This window comes from Burkholderiaceae bacterium DAT-1 (genome assembly GCA_019084025.1).
Classification (GTDB): Bacteria; Pseudomonadota; Gammaproteobacteria; order Burkholderiales; family Chitinimonadaceae; genus DAT-1.
On sequence record JAHRBI010000004.1, the window covers coordinates 1 to 20,171 of the forward strand.

Below are 20,171 nucleotides of genomic sequence, written 5' to 3' on the forward strand. Positions count from 1 at the left end.
CACGCCTTCCCATTTCGAACAGGACCGTGAAACGAAGCTGCGCCGATGATAGTGCGGGTTCCCGTGTGAACGTAGGTCACCGCCAGGCTCCCCAACATCAATAGATGTATGCAAACCCCGATCAGGAGACTGGTCGGGGTTTTTGCGTTTGGGCATCTGAAACACACATTGACGAATGTGTGGGCGCTGAAGACATCCTGTGCTCAGTCACTGGGCAACAGTTGTAGAAGCGGGCTGACGTCTAAGTCGCTTTGAATGGATGAAATGGCATTGCTGGATTGCGCCAGGAAATAGTAATACTCCCTTGCCACTGCGATAATGATTTCTCGTGCGCCTGGTGCCTCGATCTCGTCGAGTAACTGATCTACCGCCAGACGGTAGGCATCCGCCGAGATATCATGATCTTTCATGGCAAACGAAATGACATCTGATAATTGGGTGCGACATCTGATATAGGCGGGATTCAGCCCCGCGCTTGTTAGTCCTGCAAGGTAGTTTTCTCTGCCCCGCGCATGAAATAACAAGCGTTCAAGCGCGCTGACAGATAGATTAAATGCTACGTCTGCTTTGCTGTCGGCAAGTAGATTCGGTAGCCTTGATGTCGCTGTATTTTCATCTGCGCTTGGTGATTCGCCAAGCCAATAAGGGTGAAATCCGCGAATGATGTCGAGAAATTCTTCGTGAATGGATTCGGGCAGAATCCGCATCGTCAGTTCGGTTGCGTTGCGGTAAGCGTGTTCGCCCACGGGGGACTGCCGAAGGTAATGCTGCAACTGGCGCACAAAGTGACGCGCATTGTTAAGCTTCTTGATGGGTGTACCGGCAGCTTTTAATTCAGCAAGATACGACTCGATCGGATCGGTAAGCGCCATGACGATGATCCTTTGACCTTAGGGGGGTGTATCTTCATTCCAGAAGTAGAAGAACTCACGGGCGACCGTAATGAATGTTTTACGCCCTTCATCACGCGGAAACATCAGCAAAATTGCATCGACACCGGCACGATAAATGTTTGGCGAAGGATCTGCCCGGCGAATGCCATACATTAGGAGCATGAGGATGCGTTCATTGAGGTCGATGACCGCTTCCGCAGCATTATTCTGCTTGAGCTGAGTGATGTATCGCTCCAGGCTGAGGGGGACTTGCCTCGACCAGGGATCCGCATCCATGCGAGTGAACATGCTAATCATGTCGCGATCAAAATCGAGTTCCGCCACTTGTGTACTCAGTGCATTCGCAGCATGCATCCTGCTGATGGTTTTTAAATCGCCCATCCAAAACGGATAGAACTCCCGGGAGCAGGTAAGAATGTCGATATGTTCTCGCTCTGGAAAGCGATTCAGCGTCATATCGACCGCCTGCCGGAATCCGGCATCCACCTCATCGATATATTGATTCTGTTGCGCATCCAGAGCTGAAATCAGGTAGCGAAGGAAATGCTTTCGCTGATTCAATAGGCCGGTCGCTGCCCCCTTGCTTTTCAGCAATGACAGATAGGCGTTCAGCGCATTGTGGGCGTCGTTACCTTCGACTGCCATTGACCATCCTCCGCTCGGCAGACTTTTATTCTAGAACACGGATAAAAACCTGCTAACTGGGATGTGTGAGGCCGGGCTCTGGTAAAATCCCGGCATGATCAGACTGACATCTCTTGTTTTGCGTCGAGGCACCAAGGTGCTACTCGACAGGGCTAACTTGATTCTGCATCGCGGGCAACGCGTTGGGGTGGTTGGACCAAATGGTGCTGGCAAATCCAGCTTTTTTGGATTATTGCGCGGCGAGTTGTTGCCAGATGGCGGTGAACTGGATTTGCCCGGCAATCTGGTCATTGCATCGGTGCGCCAAGAAACGCCCGCACTGGAGCAGTCTGCGCTGGAGTATGTGCTGGATGGCGATGCTGAGTTACGTCTGGTGCAGCGCGAACTAGATGTTACGTCCAATGATGGAATGAAACACGGAGAATGGCTGGCTCGACTGGAGGCCATTGATGGGTATGCCGCGGAGTCTCGTGCTTCCCGTCTGCTGGCAGGTCTTGGTTTTAGTCAGGATGAACTACTCAAGTCAGTGGCAGGATTTTCCGGTGGCTGGCGCATGCGATTAAACCTGGCTCAGGCATTGATGTGCCGGTCAGATTTGTTGCTACTCGATGAGCCGACCAATCACCTGGATTTGGAAGCGGTCATGTGGCTGGAAGGCTGGCTTGCAAGTTATCCCGGCACATTGTTGCTGATCTCTCATGATCGCGACTTCCTGGACGCGACGGTGAATCACATCGCATATCTGGCCAATAGCAATCTCGAGCTGTATACGGGTAATTATGCTGACTTTGAAAGTCAGCGTGCCGAGAAGCTAGCCCAGCAGCAACAGGCTTATGATAAGCAGCAGCGTGAAATGGCGCATCTGCAAAAGTATATTGACCGTTTCAGAGCGCAGGCGACAAAGGCGCGCCAGGCTCAGTCGCGCATCAAAGCTTTGGAACGGATGGAGAAAATCGCTGCAGCGCATGTTGATTCTCCCTTTGAGTTTGCATTTCGCGAACCCGAATCTAGCCCGAACCCACTGTTACGCATTGAGCATGGCCGACTCGCCTATGGCGATAAGGTGATTCTGGATCGCGTCAATCTGAGTATCGAGTCGGGCGCACGGATCGGTTTGCTGGGGCGAAATGGCGCGGGTAAATCGACACTGATCAAGCTTCTGGCAGGTGACTTGACGCTGAGCGCAGGGTCGCGAACAGAAGGCAAAGGCCTGAAGATCGGCTATTTCGCCCAGCACCAACTGGAATATCTGCGCATGGATCAGTCGCCGCTGTGGCACATGCAGAAAATTGATCCTACCGGACGCGAGCAAGCATTCCGCGATTTCCTTGGGGGATTTGATTTTAGGGGCGATGTGGCCTCCAGTCCTGTTGAACCCTTTTCCGGAGGGGAAAAGGCTCGCCTGGCGCTGGCGTTGATTGTGTGGCAGCGCCCAAATTTATTACTGCTGGATGAGCCGACCAATCACTTGGATCTGGAGATGCGCCATGCGTTGACATTGGCGCTTCAGGACTATGTCGGCGCAATTATCGTTGTGTCACATGATCGACATTTGTTACGCGCGACCACAGATCAGTTCTGGTTAATTGATGGTGGCAAACAGACGCCATTCGATGGCGACCTCGATGACTACCGGCGCATGCGTCAGGAGGCGGAGGCGCTGGTGAAGGCTGCAACCGCTGCTGCTACACCAGCATCAGACCTTGATCGTAAGCAGCAAAAGCGATTGGAAGCCGAGGCGCGGCAGCGTATGTCCGCCTTGAAAAAACCGCTGGAAAAGGAACTGGCTAAGGTCGAGCAGGAGATGTCCAAGTTGACCATCGAGAAGGATCGACTGGCCGCCTTGCTGGCAGGTGAGGACATTTATCAGCCTGAATTCAAGGATAAGCTTCGTGATACGGTACGTGAGGAAGCCGAAGTGAGTGCCAAGCTTGCTGTACTGGAAGAGCGCTGGCTGGGCTTGCAGGAAGAACTGGACACCTTGGAGCAGGCATGAGTCATTTGAACGAATCCAGTGTGGCACGTCGGGAATACTACGCGGTTCTGGTTTTGTTTTTCCTTTTGGGGGTGGTGTACGCAACGTGGTCGGCACGCGTGCCGGCGTTACGTGACGCGCTGGATTTATCCCCCGGCGCACTAGGTACGGTATTGCTCGGAGGCGGGATTGGTTCGGTGTTGTCCTTTCCTGTGTCAGCATTTGCGCTGGCGCGTTTGGGGGCGAGAAAGACCGCGCTCTGTTCTGGTGCTGCTTTATTAATCGTTCTGGTGAGTCTGGCAATCTGGCCGAGCTGGCCTTTGTTGATGTTTGGCCTGCTGCTGAGCGGGGTGTGTGCCAGTGTATTTGACGTGGCCATTAATGCGATGGGTGCCGTGGCGGAAAAGCATGCGGGCAGATCCATCATGTCGACATTGCATGCATGGTTTTGCGTTGGAACATTTGCAGGTGCATTGATCGGCAGTGCTGCCGCCGGAAGTGCCATTTCGCCATTGGTACATTTTGCGGTGGTGGCGGCAGCCTTATATCTTCCGCTTGCATGGGCATTTCGCAATCTTCCCTCAGACGAACCGGATGCTGCCCGCCAGTCATCAACGTTTGTGATGCCCCATGGCGCATTGATTCTGGTCGGTGTGATTGCTTTTCTGGGGGCAATCAGCGAGGGTTCACTGAGTAGCTGGATTGCGCTTTTCATGCGCGATGCCATTCATTCGGGAGAAGCGGCTGCGCCCCTGGGATATGCGGTATTTGCGGCATCAATGTTGCTAGCCCGTCTGGCAGGGGATAAGGTACGAGACAGCAAAGGGGCTGGTTTCGTGGTCGGCGTGGGTAGTCTGGTAGCTGCGCTGGGGTTGTTGGTGGCCGCCGTCTCGTCAAGCTTTGGCATGGCATGTGCAGGATTTGTCGCGGCGGGTATCGGGATCGCGGGTGTGTTCCCTTGTATTTTTAGTGTTGCAGGTAAAGAAGGCCCCGCAGCCATTGCTGCCGTTGCAACGCTTGGTTACAGCGGTGGACTGATGGGCCCGCCGGTGATGGGGGCCGTGGTGGCGTCGACAGGATTACGTGGCGGGATGATATTTCTAGCGTTGGTGAGTATGACTGTTGCGCTGACCGCCATGCGAGCCCGCTTATTGCGTTGAACCGGTCTGAGCACCGCCATGATATCGCGGCGAGCGGCGTTCCTTTAGCTGGGTATCCGTGTGTCGCGCAGGTGATGCTGTGTGACGACTGATGCTCGGCATCAACAATTTGCCGGGTACTGCTGGCAATAATTTCCTCTGTCGTATGAATACGCTGCCTTTGTAGCAAATGAATCGCCCAACTGAACTCGCTTAACCCCATCTCCGGTGAGAGGATTGTGACGGCTGCGATTTTGAATGTGTCCGCCATGGATGCCTTATTGGGCTGGGGTGCTTCAGGTTTTTGGCACGTCCATCATGCGGATCGCTCTGACCTTATCTCTTGCATGTGCAGCAATGAATTTCTATTTGGCATCAAGATTGCTTAGCTGAGTCTGTCCTATGGTGGGAGACAGTGATGCAAGCATCTATCAGCGTGGCCGATGGCCTGAAAGCGACTCAGACCTCGAAGGCCGCCAATGCTGCATTCAAGCTGACGGGGCCGCAGGCATTGGAACCCACGGCATTTCATGCGCAGTTAGCGAATGTTCGCTCTGACGCTGCGCGAAATGACACGCAACACGCGCCGTTCAAGAGCGCCCAGCCGGTATCAGGTCAGCGCGGCAGTGCTGGCACCCCTGTTCAAGCGAACGGTCGTCCAGCGGCGGCTAAACAGAGTGTGGAACAGCCTGAGGAACCATCAAGTAAAGATCTACCATCTGGTGCCAATTCAACTTCCTCGCAGCATCCTGATGAAGCAACTGGCAGCCATCGAAGCAAGGTCACAGGCAAATCGAGCAAAGTACAGGACAACGGAGCGGAGGATGAATGCGCTGGAGTCTTTAGCGATGCGTCATTTATTGATCAGCTCAGGCAAAGCAATGGGTTGACCTGTGTGCTCGAGCGCCCACCTGCCATCGACCAAGGCACTATTGATGTCGAAAATCCATATCTGGAACCGGAAAAGGGCAGCGAACAGACAACCGTTCTGGCTGACTTGATGGCACAGGTGTCAGGTTTGGCAACCGTGCAGGTTGCGCCCGCCCAGACCGTGGCTGAATCATCAGCCGTTGAACTGCAGTCCGATGTATTGGGTAAGCAGAGTGGGAAGGCAACTGTACTGGATGCCCAGGCAAAGGTCACACCTTTCGAGAAAATGCGGGAGGTGACACTTCATGCGGCACAGGGTGACGGCATGGATGGCGCAGCGTTGACGAGTCTGCCGACCGACATGGTAAACAGACTCTCGGCGGCGACGGATCAAGGGGGGGCACTGGCGGCAACTCAGTCGCATACTTTGTCATCGGTCCAGCAAAGCAATTCGGATCTTCAGGTGGACGCAGGGTTCCGCGCGACACTGTCCATGATGCAGCAACGTGGCGCGTCCGCCGCCGTGACGCCAAAGGCGACGGCACTCGATAGCCAGATCGCGGTCCCCGTTGGCGCGGAAGGGTGGGGGCAGGCGATCGGTCAGCGGGTACTAATGCAGGTGGGCGAGGGGCGTCAGCAGGTGGAAATGCAGCTGAACCCGCTGCATCTGGGGCCAGTATCGGTGAAGTTGTCGCTGGAAGGTAATCAGGCCTCTCTGACGTTTGTTGCAGCACATGAAAGTGTACAGGCCGCCCTGAATGCGGCTTTACCCCAGCTGAACCATATGTTGGGCGATAGTGGTATCCAGCTTGCTCAAGCGCAAGTGCAGTTAGGCCAGGGGCAATCCCAGCAGCAGGATCAATCAGACCGACAAGCGGGACGCCGCAATGGCCAAGGTATGCGCGATGATGGTGTGGAAAGCGCGGAGGCATCTGTGCGAACCCGGATGATGACCATACAGGCACCCGGCAATGTCAACCTGTTTGTATGAAATGCATGCAAGCGCTGGCTTTGGCTTGGATGGGCAGAATGCATGACTTATAACGAAAAGAGCCGTCTTGAAAGTCAAGACTCACATCTTAACCCACGGCGATATTCGGAAGGTTGAACATGTCTGACGCAAAAAAAAGCGCGCCTGCTCCGGAAGCAGCTGACGCAGCACCCAAGCCCAAAAAGAACACCTTGCTGTATGTGGTGATCATTGTGCTGATTCTGGTCATCTTGGTCGGAGGGGCGCTTGCGCTATATCTGATATTTAGCCTCTCAAATACGCAGAATTACAGCGAGGCGCAACAAGCCGCCACGGAGCATCAGGCGGAGAGCGAAGATGAAGATAAAGGCCATAAGAAAAAGAAAAAGGAAAAAAAGAAGGGAGAGCACGGCGATGTGCCCTTATTCATGAAGCTCGATACCTTTACGGTGAATCTGCAGGGCGGCAATTCTGTACTTCAGACCGAGGTGAATGTACAGGTGGCTGACGAGAAACAGCAGGAAGTCATTAAGGCATATATCCCGCGCCTGAGCAGTCAGATCTTGCTGATTCTGGGCTCTAAAAAGCCAGAAGAACTGACAACGGTGGAGTCCCGACTCAAGCTGATGGAAGAGGTCAAAACGACCGTCAACCGGGTACTCGGGGCCAAGGATGAGGAAGATGGCGTGATGAGTGTCGAGTTCAAGACCTTCATCATTCAATAAAGTGTGGGTAGCGGACAGGTACTGCCATGGCAGATGACATTCTTTCGCAGGAAGAGGTTGATGCCCTCCTGCGGGGTGTAACAGGCGAGGAAGAAGAGGCCGAGGACGCGCTAGATGCGATGGGCTTGCGCCTGTACGACATCGGCCGTCAGGAGCGCATTGTCCGTGGCCGGATGCCGACGCTGGAAGTGATCAATGAGCGTTTTGCGCGGAATATGCGCATCGGTTTGTTCAATTTCATGCGCCGATCCGCTGAAATTTCGGTGGGGCCAGTACGCGTCCAGAAATACAGCGAATTTATCCGCAATCTGGTGGTGCCGACCAACCTGAATCTGATTCACATGAAGCCCTTACGGGGAACCGGGCTGTTTATTTTCGATCCGGACTTTGTGTTTCTGGTGGTAGATAACATGTTCGGGTCAGATGGCCGCTATCACGTCCGGGTGGAAGGCCGAGACTTCACGCCGACCGAGCAGCGGATTATCCAGCGGTTGCTGGAGGTGGTGATGGAAGAGTATCGCAAGGCGTGGGAGCCGGTTTTCAAGACCGAATTTACCTACGTCCGCTCGGAGATGAACACGCAGTTTGCCAATATCGCCACGCCAACCGAAGTGGTGGTGGCGTTTACCTTCAAGATTGAGTTGGGTTCGGGCGGCGGCGATTTTCACGTGTGTTTCCCCTATTCGATGATCGAGCCTTTGCGTGATTTGCTGTACAGCTCCATGCAGGCTGACCGCATGGAGGCTGATAATCGCTGGCTCAAATTGCTGTCGCGCGAAATTCAGAATTCAGATGTGCAACTGGTGGTATCGCTCGGCTCCGCAGACATCACGCTGGGCGATATTGTGGAATTAAAGGTAGGAGATGTTATCGGGCTGGAAATCCCGGAATGTATTGTTGGCACTGTGGATGGTGTTCCCTTGATTGAAGGACATTACGGTACCAATCGGGGTCAGTATGCCATTCAGGTCGAGCGAATTCTGACCGCCCCGGAAAATCTGCTGCTGGACGATGACGATCCGCTCGAGGAGCTCTCCGATGAGTAATGAAAACGAACAGGGAATGGACGACTGGGCAGCTGCGCTCGCGGAACAGCAAGCGGCAGATGCCAGTGCAATGCCGGCGGAAGAAACAAGCAATGTCGCAGCCTCGCAGCCTGCGATCTCTGCCGCTGATATCTTCCAGAAATTTGATGCGAGTAATGCGGTTCCCGCCCAGCCCACCAGTATCGACATGATTCTCGATATCCCGGTGAGCCTGACGGTTGAACTCGGGCGTACCAAGATTGCCATTCGCAGTCTGCTGCAATTGGCACAGGGCTCGGTGGTGGAGTTGGACGGGTTGGCAGGGGAACCAATGGATGTTCTGGTGAACGGCACGTTGATTGCACAGGGTGAAGTCGTGGTGGTGAATGACAAGTTTGGTATTCGTCTGACTGACATCATTACGCCAGCAGAGCGGATTCGCCGTTTGCATCGTTAACGATGCATGTTTGCCACACCCTCGTGGCAAATCAATCAATTCAATCTATAACAAAAGATGAGGGAGTCATCTGACCCTGACGTATTACCCATAAAATAAAAGACGACAGGTACAACATCATGATCCAGCAAGTCGGCCGGCTGACGAGGGCAGCCTGTACGGTGTGGGCCGTATCCTGTTTTGCCGCTGAGCAAGCGGTATCTCCCGCAACATCGCCTGCACTGGCACCCGTGGCCAGCGCTTCCGCAGGCGGCATACTGCAAATGACGCTGGCGCTAATATGTGTCCTTGGTGCGATTTTCGCCACGCTCTGGGGGATGAAGCGTTTACAGAGCCGTGCGATGGGCGATGCGGCAGCTGTTCGTGTGGTGTCTGGCGTCATGGTCGGGCAGAAAGAACGTGTGGTTGTCGTTGAAGTGCAGGACACTTGGCTGGTTCTAGGGGTGACGAGCAGCGAAGTGGGCTTGTTGCACTCGCTGCCTAAACCTGCGTCCTCGCCTGAACGAGAGACCATTCAGCTAACCGTTCCATTCTCGCAGCGCCTGAGCCTGGCTATTCGCCAGATGCAGAAACGCGAGTCGGAAGAGGTGGAACCATGAGGCGCCTGCTTCCGATTCTGGTGCTGGCTAGTCTGATGATACTGCCGACCTTTGCTGCGGACGGTATCCCCTTGATGACAAGTAAACCCGCGCCCGGAGCGGGGCAATCGTATACCCTCACCGTTCAGACGCTACTGTTTCTGACCTCCCTGACGTTTTTGCCCGCCATCTTATTGATGATGACGGCTTTTACGCGCATTGTGATTGTCCTGTCGATGCTACGCCAGGCTTTGGGCACCATGCAGGCTCCTCCCAATCAGGTGATTGTGGGCTTGTCTTTATTCCTCACCTTTTTCGTGATGTCGCCTGTATTCGACAAGATCTGGGTGGATGCCTATCAGCCTTATAGCGAAGACAAAATCAGCTTTAACGAAGCCGTGGAGCGTGGAGCCAAGCCGCTCAAAGCCTTCATGATCCGGCAAACCCGCCAGAAAGACCTCGCTTTTTTCATTGAGGTTTCCAATAGCGCCAAACCTGCGGGGCCGGAGGATATCAGTCTCAAGGTACTGGTTCCGGCCTATGTCACCAGCGAACTGAAAACAGCGTTTCAGATCGGGTTTCTGGTGTTTATCCCGTTTCTGATTATTGATCTGGTGGTCGCCAGTATCTTGATGGCGATGGGGATGATGATGGTGAGTCCAGTGACCATTGCCTTACCGTTCAAGATGATGCTGTTTGTACTGGTGGATGGCTGGACGCTATTAATCGGTTCGCTGGTTCAGAGTTTTTATACTTGAAGCTGCAGATTAGAGGTACATCATGACGCCGGAAACCGTGATTACGCTGATGCAGCGCGCCTTTGAAGTGCTGGTAATGGTGGGTGGCCCTTTGCTCATCAGTGGTTTGCTTGTGGGTCTGACGGTCAGCATCTTTCAGGCTGCCACGCAAATCAACGAGGCGACACTGTCGTTTATACCCAAGCTGCTGGTGACCTTTCTGGTGACCGTATTTGCAGGTCCGTGGATGTTGCAGGTACTGATGGATTACACCATCCGCCTGTTTCGCAGTATTCCGAGCATGATTGGCTAGGCAGAGCGCATGTTTACGATTACGGATGCGCAATTTCAATCTTGGCTGACTATGTTCATGTGGCCGCTAGTACGGGTGATGGCCTGGTTTGCAACCGATCCCTGGCTGTCGATCGGGGGGGTACCTCGGTCGATTAAGACAGGCTTTGCCGTCGTGCTGACCATCGCCATCGTACCGGTATTGCCACCCATGCCTGTGGTCGAGGTCGTATCACCAATGGGCATCATGATTCTGTTGCAGCAGGTGCTCATCGGCCTATCACTCGGGTATGTGACCAAATTGGTGTTTGTGGCCATTGAACTGGCGGGTCATACCGCAGGCCTGCAAATGGGCCTCGGGTTTGCCAGCTTTTATGATCCGCAGCACGGGGCAACCACGGCAGTGATGTCCCAGCTCTACAGCCTGTTGACGATGCTCCTTTTTCTGGTGATGGATGGGCATTTACTGGTGCTACATACCCTGATCAAGAGCTTTTCTGCTTTGCCTGTCGCTGCTGCACCTTTTCATGGTGCTGGTTTCAAAGCGCTGGTGGATGCCGCCGGGCTGGTGTTCCATTACGGGGTGATTCTGTCCCTGCCAACCGTGGCTGCTGTCCTGATTACCAATCTTTCAATCGGGGTGATGTCCAGAGCTGCTCCTCAGCTCAATGTGTTTGCTATTGGTATGCCCCTCACGCTGGGTATTGGCTTGGGGGCAATGTACTTTTCACTGCCTGCCATGGCGGGCCTGGTGCATATGCTGATTGAGTGGGCGGCCAAACGGGGGCCGGAGATCGCCAAGGTGCTGGCGCACGGTTAGGGTGCATTTGACAGCCATCGCACGACTTCATTTGTATGACACGGTGGCGCGTATAGATAGCCCTGCGCCTGATCGCACCCGCAATGCCTGAGAAATTCGCGTTGTGCCACCGTTTCCACTCCTTCCGCAATGACTTCGCATCCTAATGCATGCGCCAGCGCGATTGCCGCTTTTGCGATCACCCCCGTTTTTTCTTTCCCATTCGAAGGCTGTCCGATTCCGTACAAAAATACTTTGTCGATTTTCAGGCAATCAATGGGCAGGTGTTGCAGTTGCGCCAGCGACGAATAACCAGTACCAAAGTCATCCAGAGCTATGTGAACACCCAGCCTGCGTAGCTCGTGCAAGATATGGCGCGCTTCTGTCGGCGCATTCATGACAGCCGTCTCGGTGATTTCCAGTTTGAGCCTGTCTGCGGGCAGGCCAGTTTGTTCAAGCGTATGCCTGACGCTGGCCAGAATATCCATTTGTGCAAACTGCTTGGGAGAGACATTGACGCTCATGTGTCCGAAATCATAGCCTTGCTTCAACCAGTCGGCAGCTTGCTGGCACGCCTGCTCAAGTGCCCACAGTCCAATTTCAGTCATTAAATGGCTGGACTCGGCCAGCGGAATAAACACATCAGGCAGAATGATGCCGCGTAGGGGATCATGCCAGCGCAATAGTGCTTCGAGTCCGACAAGCTGCCCTGTTATCAAGCTGAACTGAGGTTGATAGTACAGTTGAAGCTGATGATGGACGATGGCTTGATGTAGCCGGTTTTCCAGCAGCAAAATTTCCTGCGCAAAACGATTCATATCCTGCGCAAAAAAACAGAATTGATTGCCGCCATTGGCTTTCGCTGAATACATGGCGGTGTCTGCATGCTGCATCAGGGTGTCGATACTATCGGCATTATCTGGGTAGATGGCGATGCCCAGACTGGCGGTGGTGTATAGCTCGTGCCCTGCAATCAGAAAGGGCTGTGACATCTGCCTGCGGAACTTGTCGGCAATGGAGGCTGCTGCGGGATATAGATCATGCCCGCGCAATGCAATGACGAACTCATCGCCGCCTAGTCGCGCAACCAGATCAGATTCCCGTATACAGCGCCGGATCACTGCTGCGACCTCAATCAGCAGCAAGTCACCGATAGCATGTCCTAAAGAATCATTGATGTGTTTGAAGCGGTCGAGATCTAAGAAAATGATTGCAAGTTGTTCACCGATACGCCTGGCGATGGGAAGCGCCTGATCAAGATAAACCTGCAGATGGAAGCGGTTGGGAAGCTTGGTCAGGCTGTCATGATGCGCAATAAATTCAATCTGGCGCTGGGCTTCCTTAATGGCCGAAATGTCCACATGATTGGTAATATAAAACGCCGGATCTCCACCCTCGTTAAAAACTGCGCCCAGGGTGACCATCATCGGGAAGGCGCTCCCATCCTTGCGCTGACCCTCCAGTTCACCTGTCCAGTATCCTGTGGTTTCCAATTGCTGGTGTATCGAATGATGCGCCAACTCGGGGTTGGATGCGGGTGACACCGGGGACGGCAATCCCAGCACTTCGGATTTGTCGAATCCTGTCATGCGCAAGTATGCGGGGTTCACATTCGTTACGATGTGGTGCTGATCGGCAATCACAATGCCTTCACCGCTCGATTGAAAAACATGTGACGCGATTTTGAGACGAATCTGATCCTGATGGCGTCGAATCAGATTATGTACTCTCAGCTTTAGAATGGCGGGCGCGACCGGACGAATCAGGAAATCGTCGGCATCTAGCGTTAATCCATCCAGATGATTTTGCTCATCGGGGTCGGCGGTGATCATGATAACGGGCAAATCAAGTGTGGCTGGCGTATCGCGGATATGGCGCAGTAACTGTATCCCACTCATCCCCGGCATCTGTACATCCAGAATCACCAGTTCGGGCTGATCATCACGCACTTCCAGAATGGATTGTGCGTGGATGCCGCTGGTGGCCGCTTTGATGCGGTAGTGTGATTTCAGGGCGGCTGCCAGCACATGTATATTGTCGGGCATATCGTCGACAAGTAGCAGGAGCGGTTTGTCCTGTTCTAAGCGGGTTCCCATTGTCTATGCCTCCGTCACCTGTTTGAGGAGTTCAGTCACACAGCTTTGGGCTGCGTCGAAATCAAGTGCATCAACATGGCGCATCAAGCATTGCCAAGCCAGTGTCGGCGTTTGATCGTGTGCTGCGTACGCACGTATTTCGTTCAGTAGGTTGTCGGCCAGCAGTTCATGCGAAAGCAAGGACTGATTAAGCTGGGAGAGTAGGATCGCCGGATGTCGATGGATGGGGAGAGTCGATGGATCTGTCGACTTCGGACGAGCCATGTCGTATAGCGCCAGTAGTGCTTGTGACATCTGCTCTCTGAAGGCTGATCTTGCGCGATGCTGAGCCCCTTGCTCGGCTGGAGCATTCAATGTCTGCAGGAAGGATCCAGCAGCTTGCGCAAGTGCCATGCAGCCCAGATTGGCTGCATTGCCTTTCAGTGTATGAATCAAGGTAGCGTCCTGCAGTGTAGCAATGGAGGGCGGCAGACCCAGTAGAATCGTCAGGCGTTCGGCGAAACGCTGGCATAAGGTAGATAACAGTTGCTCGTCGCCATCCAGCCGTGCAAGCGCTCCCGCCTTGTCGAATATCGGCAAGATTTCGGTGGAGGGGATAGGACGCCCGGAGGATGTGCCTGCCCGCTGTACTGCGTGCAGAATCTGTCTGATGACATCATCAGGATCAAACGGCTTGGCTATAAAACCGTCCATCCCTGCCGCCCAGCACCGTTGCTGATCTTCCGGCATCACGGCGGCAGTCATGGCTAAAACGGGAATATGGCGGGTGTATCGTGTGCGAATGACCATACACGTTTCGATCCCGCTCATGCCCGGCATATGCAGGTCGAGTACCACCAGATCAAAGGGATGACGATCCAGTGCGGAAAGCGCTTGCTCGCCGCTTTCGCAATCTCTGACCAGCGCACCTCGACGTTGCAAGAAATGCAAGGCTACTTCGCGATTGAGATCGTTATCTTCAACTAACAGAATGCGTAGTCCATCCAGTGGACGCATGCGAGGCCTTGCCTCCTCTTGTGCTGGAGCGACATCATCTATTGACGGAGTGGCTTGCAATGCCTGCCATAGCGCCTGCGGTAATACCGGATAGGACAACACGGTGGGGTGGAAACTTGCCAGATCGCGAGCGAGTGTCCGCTTATTGCTTGTGCGGCACAGGATAATGAAATGGGCTGATGGGCGAATTGCCCGAATCTGCTTGAGATTGCCTGTGTCCGCTCCGTGAAGGATGGCAAGGTCGTGTTCACCGGGGTAGGCATTGAGCCATTCAAAGATATCCTGAGGATTGGCTAGCGTCTGATATGTAATCTGCCACGAGTCCAGTAGCGTGGTAATGCCTAGATTGGTACGTGAATCCGGGCTGGGAATCCATAGGACAGGCGGAGAGGCTGTCTGAGTGGCGTGCTGTGGTATCTCCCGGAAGGATACGAGAGGGGGCGCCGCTTTACAGACAACGGCCAGGCGAGCAGTGGTGCCATTCCCCGGTTCGCTTTGCAGGGTTAAGCTTCCGCCCATCAAGTCTGCCAGGCGCCGGGAAATACTTAACCCTAGGCCGCTACCACCATGCTTGCGCGTGATGCTGCCATCCGCTTGCGTAAACGGTTCGAATAGGTGTTCGATTTGGGAGGGTGCAATACCGATGCCAGTATCTTCCACGGAAAAGATCAGGCCAGCCTGACCATCCGCAAGCGAAGAGCGGAAGACGCGTAAACAGATATCCCCTGTTTCAGTAAATTTGATGGCATTGCCGACTAGATTATTGAGAATTTGCCTGATGCGTAATGGGTCGCCGAGAATATGCAGCGGGACATCCGGGTGAATATCGACATACACATTCAATTGCTTCGCATCGGCCGTATGCAGAAATAATTCAATGACATCGCGCACTACAATTTCAACTGATAATGGAATGGATTCAATCGGCATGCGCCCGGCTTCAATCCGCGAAAAATCGAGAATGTCATTAATAATGCCGATCAGAAGCTGGCCAGAGCGATCAATGCGGCTAAGGAGCGCATTCAATGCGGGATCACGAATTTGCTCCATCGCCTGTCGTGTCAGGCCGAGAATGGCATTCATGGGCGTGCGAATTTCGTGGGACATATTGGCAAGAAACACGGATTTGGCTTCGGCAGCTTGTCTGGCGTGTGCTTCTGCCAAGCGCTGCTCGGTAATATCAGTGCGAATGGCAATGTAGCGAATGGGTTTGCCGGATATGCCCACGAATGGAATAATCGTAGTGGCAACCCAGTAATGCGATCCATCCTTTTTGCGATTGCAAATGTCGCCTCGCCAGATTTTCCCCCTGGCAATTGTCGCGTACATATCAACAAAAAAAGATTTGGGATGAATGCCTGAATTGATCAGACGATGGTTCTGGCCGATGAGTTCATGTCGGGCATATCCGCTAATTTCGCAGAATAATTCATTCGCGTACTGAATTGTGCCAGCGGCATCTGTCTCCGCCACTATCGCGTGTGCGTTGAGTGCGAGATGCTGATATTTCAATTCATTTTCGATGTCGGTTTTTTTGGAAATCGTCTGTTCCAGATCGAGGATCGTTTTCTTATACATATTGAAATAACGATGCATGGAACCAATCGCGATACTGATGATGATGCCGTCAGCCACAAAGACCGAGGCCGCAATAAAAGTGTGTCCATTCCAGGCAAAGGACAGCTCAGCATAGGGTGGAAATAGAAAAAGTACCGACAAGGATACGCAGCATGCAGTGCTCCATAGACCGGCTAGCGGCCCCAGAAACATGGCAATCAGTGCGACGGTTGGAAAAAACGTAACAAATTGCAGGCCAGCATTGACTGGCGCAATGCTGATTCTGATGAGTAGGGCAAATCCCGAAAATAGGATGGCCAGCAGCAGACGCGAAGCCCATCCGAGCTCATTTCTTAGCATGGATGCCAAGATCCGGTCGGTATACGCTTGCAAGTCACTCACCCCTGCTCTGGGCTGGGAGGTGTCGGGTTTCGGCTCATGCATGATTTGCATGGTGGCGCAGCCTTGATCGTAGCGTTGAGTGGAATGTCAGGGGTGGGATCTGGCAACAATGCAATATGCGGTTTTGGGGCATCCCATGTGGGGTTTGGGAGCAGATTGCAGCGGTGAGTAGCGCGTGAGTGAGCTATGCTGACCACTCGTATGGCGCTGGCAATCTACAGGCTGCAGATTGAGGGGCTCGCCATATGGGAAAATATCGCTAGGCTGAGTCGGGATAATAAACATATCGTATTCCATGAAATAAATATCAAACATGCTTAACCTTGAAATTAGCAGTCGGTCAGCTGTGAATCAATTCATGGAAATGATGAGCGCACTACCTATTTTTAGGTAGTGATGGGCTTTTAAATACGTGCCAATCCCCTTTGAATGGCAAATCGTGTCAGCTGTGCGGTGGTTTGCAGGCCAAGTTTACGGCGGATATTGCGGCGATGTACTTCAACAGTACTAATGGCAATGCCTAGCCGGATGGCAATTTCGGATGATCGGGCACCATTCGCAATCAATGTCAGCACTTCAATCTCTCGGGGGCCGAGTTTTTCAAGTGCGTCATCTGGTGCTGCCGAGTGATGTTTGCTATTGAGTAGCTTGCGCATGAGTTCAGGCGACAGGAAAAGATGCCCATTGATGACTGCACGCAGCGCCGCCAAGAGCTCATCGGCGCCGGATGATTTCAAGACATAGGCACGAGCGCCATGTTGTAGCATCTCATCAAGAAATACCTGATCACTATAGCCAGATAAGGCGACCACTGGCAGATCCGGCTGGCGCTGAGAAAGCTTGCTGACGACCTCTATTCCATTGCCATCAGGAAAAGCAATATCGAGCAACAGCATATCGGGTTGCAAATCCTCCACTTTTTGCAGCGTGTCGGCGACTGATCCCGCCTCTCCGATCACCGTAAACTCGCCGGAGGCCTGCAGGGTATTGCATAGCGCCTCACGAAACATGCGGTGATCATCGGCGATAAATAGGCGGATCATGCCGTACTCCCATCTGCCTGTGCGATCGTTTCCAGTGGCATTTCAATCCATACGGAGGTGCCGGACCCTGGATGAGAGCGGATCACAAGTTGCCCCCCCATATATTCGATTCGCTCGCGGACACTGGCAAGCCCGTGATGGTGAGTCTGCTTGGCGGATGGCGTCTCTTCTTGCATTCCCCTGCCATGATCGGTAATACGAAGATGCAGTCGATCCTGAGCGCATCGTGCATCAATATAGGCATCGTTGACGCCAGCGTGGCGAACGATATTGATGAGGAGTTCCCGCACCGTCCGGTACACGAGTATGGCCTGGACATCAGATAGGGGAGGCTTGTGTTCGTCGCAACTTAAATGGACGGTTAGGCCATAGACGCGCGCCATTTCCGGGACGATCCACTTTAGCGTGGCAATGAGCCCAAGCTGCTTGAGTACGGGAGGGTGGAGTTCTGCCGTTAGCGTACGGATATTCCGACTGGTATCGTCTGCGATGGTCTGCAATGCCTGAATGTGTGGCAGTTGGTCTGGACGACAGTCTTGTCGCAGTTGGTCGAGCTTGAGTCGGATGATATGTAGCGCTTGGCCAATATCATCGTGTAGGTCATCGGCGATTGCACGTCGCTCCCTTGCTTCTGCCATCGTGGCATCAATTGAGAGTTTGCGTAGCTGCGCTAGGCTGGCGCGCAGATCCGCATTGGCTTCATTGAGTGCAACTTCTGCACGTTTGCGTTCGCTGATATCGCGGCCAACCGACTGGATCTCAAGCAAGTTACCAGCCTCGTCGAACGTGCCACGATTACTAAACTGCATCCAGTACAGTTTTCCTTCACCGGAATAGACACGGTTTTCGATCATGACAACCGGATTGCTGGGTGATAGCTGGGATATTTCCGTCTTGACGCGCTCAAAATCCTCGCTATAAACGAGGGGATGCCAGTTGGAACCACGCATTTCTTCGGATGTTTTGCCAAAGAAACGACAGAACACTTCATTGGTAAATAAGTACCTGCCATCGCCGGTTAGCCGGGAAATCACTTCGGTCTGATCCTGCACCACGGCGCGATAGCGCGCTTCACTGGAGATCAGCTCCTCGGTTTTTTGCTGAATCAAGGCATCTTTCTGCTTGTAGTCGGTAATATCCATCCCGACTGCAATAAAACCACGTGAACCGTTTGGAGCCGGGCAGGGCAGGTATTGCACCAGAAAATACGCTTGGATATTGCCAGCCGAATCGGTGAGGGTACTTTCCAGTCGCTGCGGTTTACCTGCAAGCGCCTGCCTGACATTGTCTTTGACTCGCGCGTAATAGTGTTCGCCCAGAATATGTTCGATGGGTTTGCCGTACATTTGCTTGGCGGAGGCGCCAAACCAGGACTGGTAGGCGTCGTTGCCATAGCGATTTCGCAGTGAGGCATCCCAATAGCCTACCATCAACGGCAACCGGTTCAGAATATGGTCGCTCATTGAGACATCGGCTCGCGTGCGCAGCGTTCGGCACTTGCCCTTGCTTGTCTGATGATTGCGCGACTGGAGGGCTCGCTTGATTCTGAGCGACATCAATCTGACCATACTGCACGGTTCCTCATCGTGGTGTGGCTGCACTTATCTGTTTACATGGAGATGGGCCAAGGTTTCAAGCTGCAGTTTGCAGGCTAACACACTGAATATACTTGTATCAGGGTACAAATAAAAAAGCGCACCGGACATGCACGGTGCGCTTGATCTTGGAATCGACTGTGGTTAAACAGCGTCAGGCCCGGTTTCCCCAGTCCGGATACGTACAACCTGCTCGACCGGGGTGACAAAAATTTTGCCATCCCCGATTTTGCCTGTACGAGCAGCTTTGACGATGGCGTCAATTGCCATGTCAATCTTATCTGCAGGCATGACCACCTCGATTTTCACCTTAGGCAGAAAATCAACAATGTACTCGGCGCCGCGATAGAGCTCGGTGTGGCCTTTCTGGCGACCGAATCCACGCACTTCGCTGACTGTGAGGCCAGAAATGCCGACTTCGGCCAGCGCTTCGCGAACTTCATCGAGCTTGAACGGCTTGATGATGGCTTCGAGTTTTTTCATGGGCATGCCCTTACTCCGGACTAAATAAATGCGGCAAAGATCAGTCGATCTTGGCTGCGGCCTTCTTGTCAGTGATCAGCTTTTCAAAGGCAGCGCGTTGCAGTTGCTGCTGAATTTGCGGCTTCACTTCTTCAAACTTCGGGCCTTCTGCAGTGCGCACGCCTTCCAGTTTGATGATGTGGTAACCGAACTGGGTCTTGACCGGCGCTGCGGAGACCTGACCTTGTTGCAGCTTGGTCATGGCTTCGCCGAATTCCTTCACGAAGGTTTCTGGCACAGTCCAGCCCAGATCGCCGCCGTTATTCTTGCTACCCGGATCTTCGGACTTGGCCTTGGCCAGTTCGTCGAACTTCTTGCCCTTCTTCAGTTGGGCCAGCACGTCGTTTGCATCTTTCTCGGTCTTCACCAGGATGTGACGAGCGTGGTATTCCTTGGACGGCATTTGCGACTTCAGGCGGTCGTATTCGGCCTTCAGTTGATCTTCGGAGATCACGGTAGTCTTCAGGAAATGCTTCTGGAACGCATTCAGCAGCACGCTCTGAACAGCCATTTCCTGCTCAGCCTTGAATTCGTCGGTCTTGTCCAGACCCAGCTTGCGTGCTTCTTGCATCAGCACTTCGTTGGTGATCAGGAAGTCACGGATTTGCTGACGCAGTTCCGGGCTGTCCTTTGCGCCGCGCTCGGACTGAGCCTTCAGGATCAGATCCATCTTGGCTTGCGGAATCACGCTGCCGTTCACGGTGGCAACAGGTGCATCAGCTGCAAAGACGGCTGCAGCAACAAAGCCCGCGACCAAGGTCAGGGCAAGACGGGAACGCTTTTGCATGTATGTAGTCCTTGTCGGAAAGTCAGTTGCTTATGAGTCTAAATCAGGCAACGGGTTCAGTCGGCGGCA

Annotated in this window: 18 protein-coding genes; 10 read left to right on the forward strand and 8 right to left on the reverse strand. The window is 53.5% G+C overall.

Features of this window, described 5'->3' with window-relative positions; translation table 11 throughout:
• Positions 1-203: 203 nt before the first annotated feature.
• The gene (locus tag KSF73_08470) at positions 204-872 is read right to left on the reverse strand and encodes a hypothetical protein (protein ID MBV1775749.1); all 669 of its coding nucleotides are present in this window, start codon (positions 870-872) and stop codon (positions 204-206) included.
• An 18-nt stretch (positions 873-890) separates the two neighbouring features.
• Positions 891-1,538, reverse strand: a complete 648-nt coding sequence (locus KSF73_08475; protein ID MBV1775750.1) for a hypothetical protein — start codon at positions 1,536-1,538, stop codon at positions 891-893.
• 94 nt (positions 1,539-1,632) lie between these two features.
• Here KSF73_08475 and KSF73_08480 point away from each other — a divergent pair, with 94 nt between their 5' ends.
• From KSF73_08480 to fliR, 10 genes are all read left to right on the forward strand, one after another.
• Entirely contained in the window at positions 1,633-3,534 is a 1,902-nt protein-coding gene (locus tag KSF73_08480; GenBank protein ID MBV1775751.1) for an ATP-binding cassette domain-containing protein, read from the forward strand.
• Positions 3,531-4,673, forward strand: coding sequence for an MFS transporter (locus KSF73_08485; protein MBV1775752.1), 1,143 nt, complete (start codon positions 3,531-3,533; stop codon positions 4,671-4,673). Before KSF73_08480 ends, KSF73_08485 begins: the two co-directional genes overlap by 4 nt.
• A 397-nt stretch (positions 4,674-5,070) precedes the next feature.
• Positions 5,071-6,513 carry a flagellar hook-length control protein FliK gene (locus tag KSF73_08490; GenBank protein ID MBV1775753.1) on the forward strand — a complete coding sequence of 481 codons (1,443 nt, stop codon included), beginning with the start codon at positions 5,071-5,073 and terminating at the stop codon, positions 6,511-6,513.
• A gap of 119 nt (positions 6,514-6,632) precedes the next feature.
• A complete protein-coding gene (locus KSF73_08495) occupies positions 6,633-7,217 on the forward strand; it encodes a flagellar basal body-associated FliL family protein (GenBank protein ID MBV1775754.1) in 585 nt (194 codons plus the stop codon).
• A 26-nt stretch (positions 7,218-7,243) separates the two neighbouring features.
• Positions 7,244-8,263: a flagellar motor switch protein FliM gene (gene fliM, locus KSF73_08500; protein ID MBV1775755.1), complete on the forward strand. Its 1,020-nt coding sequence runs from the start codon at positions 7,244-7,246 to the stop codon at positions 8,261-8,263.
• Positions 8,256-8,699, forward strand: a complete 444-nt coding sequence (fliN, locus tag KSF73_08505; GenBank protein MBV1775756.1) for a flagellar motor switch protein FliN — start codon at positions 8,256-8,258, stop codon at positions 8,697-8,699. Before fliM ends, fliN begins: the two co-directional genes overlap by 8 nt.
• A 263-nt stretch (positions 8,700-8,962) precedes the next feature.
• Positions 8,963-9,298, forward strand: a complete 336-nt coding sequence (fliO, locus tag KSF73_08510) for a flagellar biosynthetic protein FliO (protein MBV1775757.1) — start codon at positions 8,963-8,965, stop codon at positions 9,296-9,298.
• Positions 9,295-10,035, forward strand: a complete 741-nt coding sequence (gene fliP, locus KSF73_08515; protein MBV1775758.1) for a flagellar type III secretion system pore protein FliP — start codon at positions 9,295-9,297, stop codon at positions 10,033-10,035. Before fliO ends, fliP begins: the two co-directional genes overlap by 4 nt.
• 22 nt (positions 10,036-10,057) lie before the next feature.
• A complete protein-coding gene (gene fliQ, locus KSF73_08520; GenBank protein ID MBV1775759.1) occupies positions 10,058-10,327 on the forward strand; it encodes a flagellar biosynthesis protein FliQ in 270 nt (89 codons plus the stop codon).
• Positions 10,328-10,336: 9 nt separating this feature from the next.
• Positions 10,337-11,125 carry a flagellar biosynthetic protein FliR gene (fliR, locus tag KSF73_08525; protein MBV1775760.1) on the forward strand — a complete coding sequence of 263 codons (789 nt, stop codon included), beginning with the start codon at positions 10,337-10,339 and terminating at the stop codon, positions 11,123-11,125.
• Here fliR and KSF73_08530 read toward each other — a convergent pair.
• From KSF73_08530 to KSF73_08555, 6 genes are all read right to left on the reverse strand, one after another.
• Positions 11,122-13,200, reverse strand: a complete 2,079-nt coding sequence (locus KSF73_08530) for an EAL domain-containing protein (protein ID MBV1775761.1) — start codon at positions 13,198-13,200, stop codon at positions 11,122-11,124. The two genes, fliR and KSF73_08530, sit on opposite strands and share 4 nt — an antisense overlap.
• Before the next feature lie 3 nt (positions 13,201-13,203).
• On the reverse strand, positions 13,204-16,206 hold the full coding sequence (locus KSF73_08535; protein ID MBV1775762.1) for a response regulator: 3,003 nt from the start codon (positions 16,204-16,206) through the stop codon (positions 13,204-13,206).
• 353 nt (positions 16,207-16,559) lie between these two features.
• A complete protein-coding gene (locus tag KSF73_08540; protein MBV1775763.1) occupies positions 16,560-17,198 on the reverse strand; it encodes a response regulator transcription factor in 639 nt (212 codons plus the stop codon).
• The gene (locus KSF73_08545; protein ID MBV1775764.1) at positions 17,195-18,754 is read right to left on the reverse strand and encodes a PAS domain S-box protein; all 1,560 of its coding nucleotides are present in this window, start codon (positions 18,752-18,754) and stop codon (positions 17,195-17,197) included. The genes KSF73_08540 and KSF73_08545 overlap by 4 nt, the downstream gene beginning before the upstream one ends.
• A gap of 183 nt (positions 18,755-18,937) precedes the next feature.
• Complete coding sequence (locus tag KSF73_08550; GenBank protein MBV1775765.1) at positions 18,938-19,276, reverse strand: P-II family nitrogen regulator; 339 nt, start codon at positions 19,274-19,276, stop codon at positions 18,938-18,940.
• Positions 19,277-19,316: 40 nt separating this feature from the next.
• The gene (locus KSF73_08555) at positions 19,317-20,102 is read right to left on the reverse strand and encodes a peptidylprolyl isomerase (GenBank protein MBV1775766.1); all 786 of its coding nucleotides are present in this window, start codon (positions 20,100-20,102) and stop codon (positions 19,317-19,319) included.
• Positions 20,103-20,171: the final 69 nt, after the last annotated feature.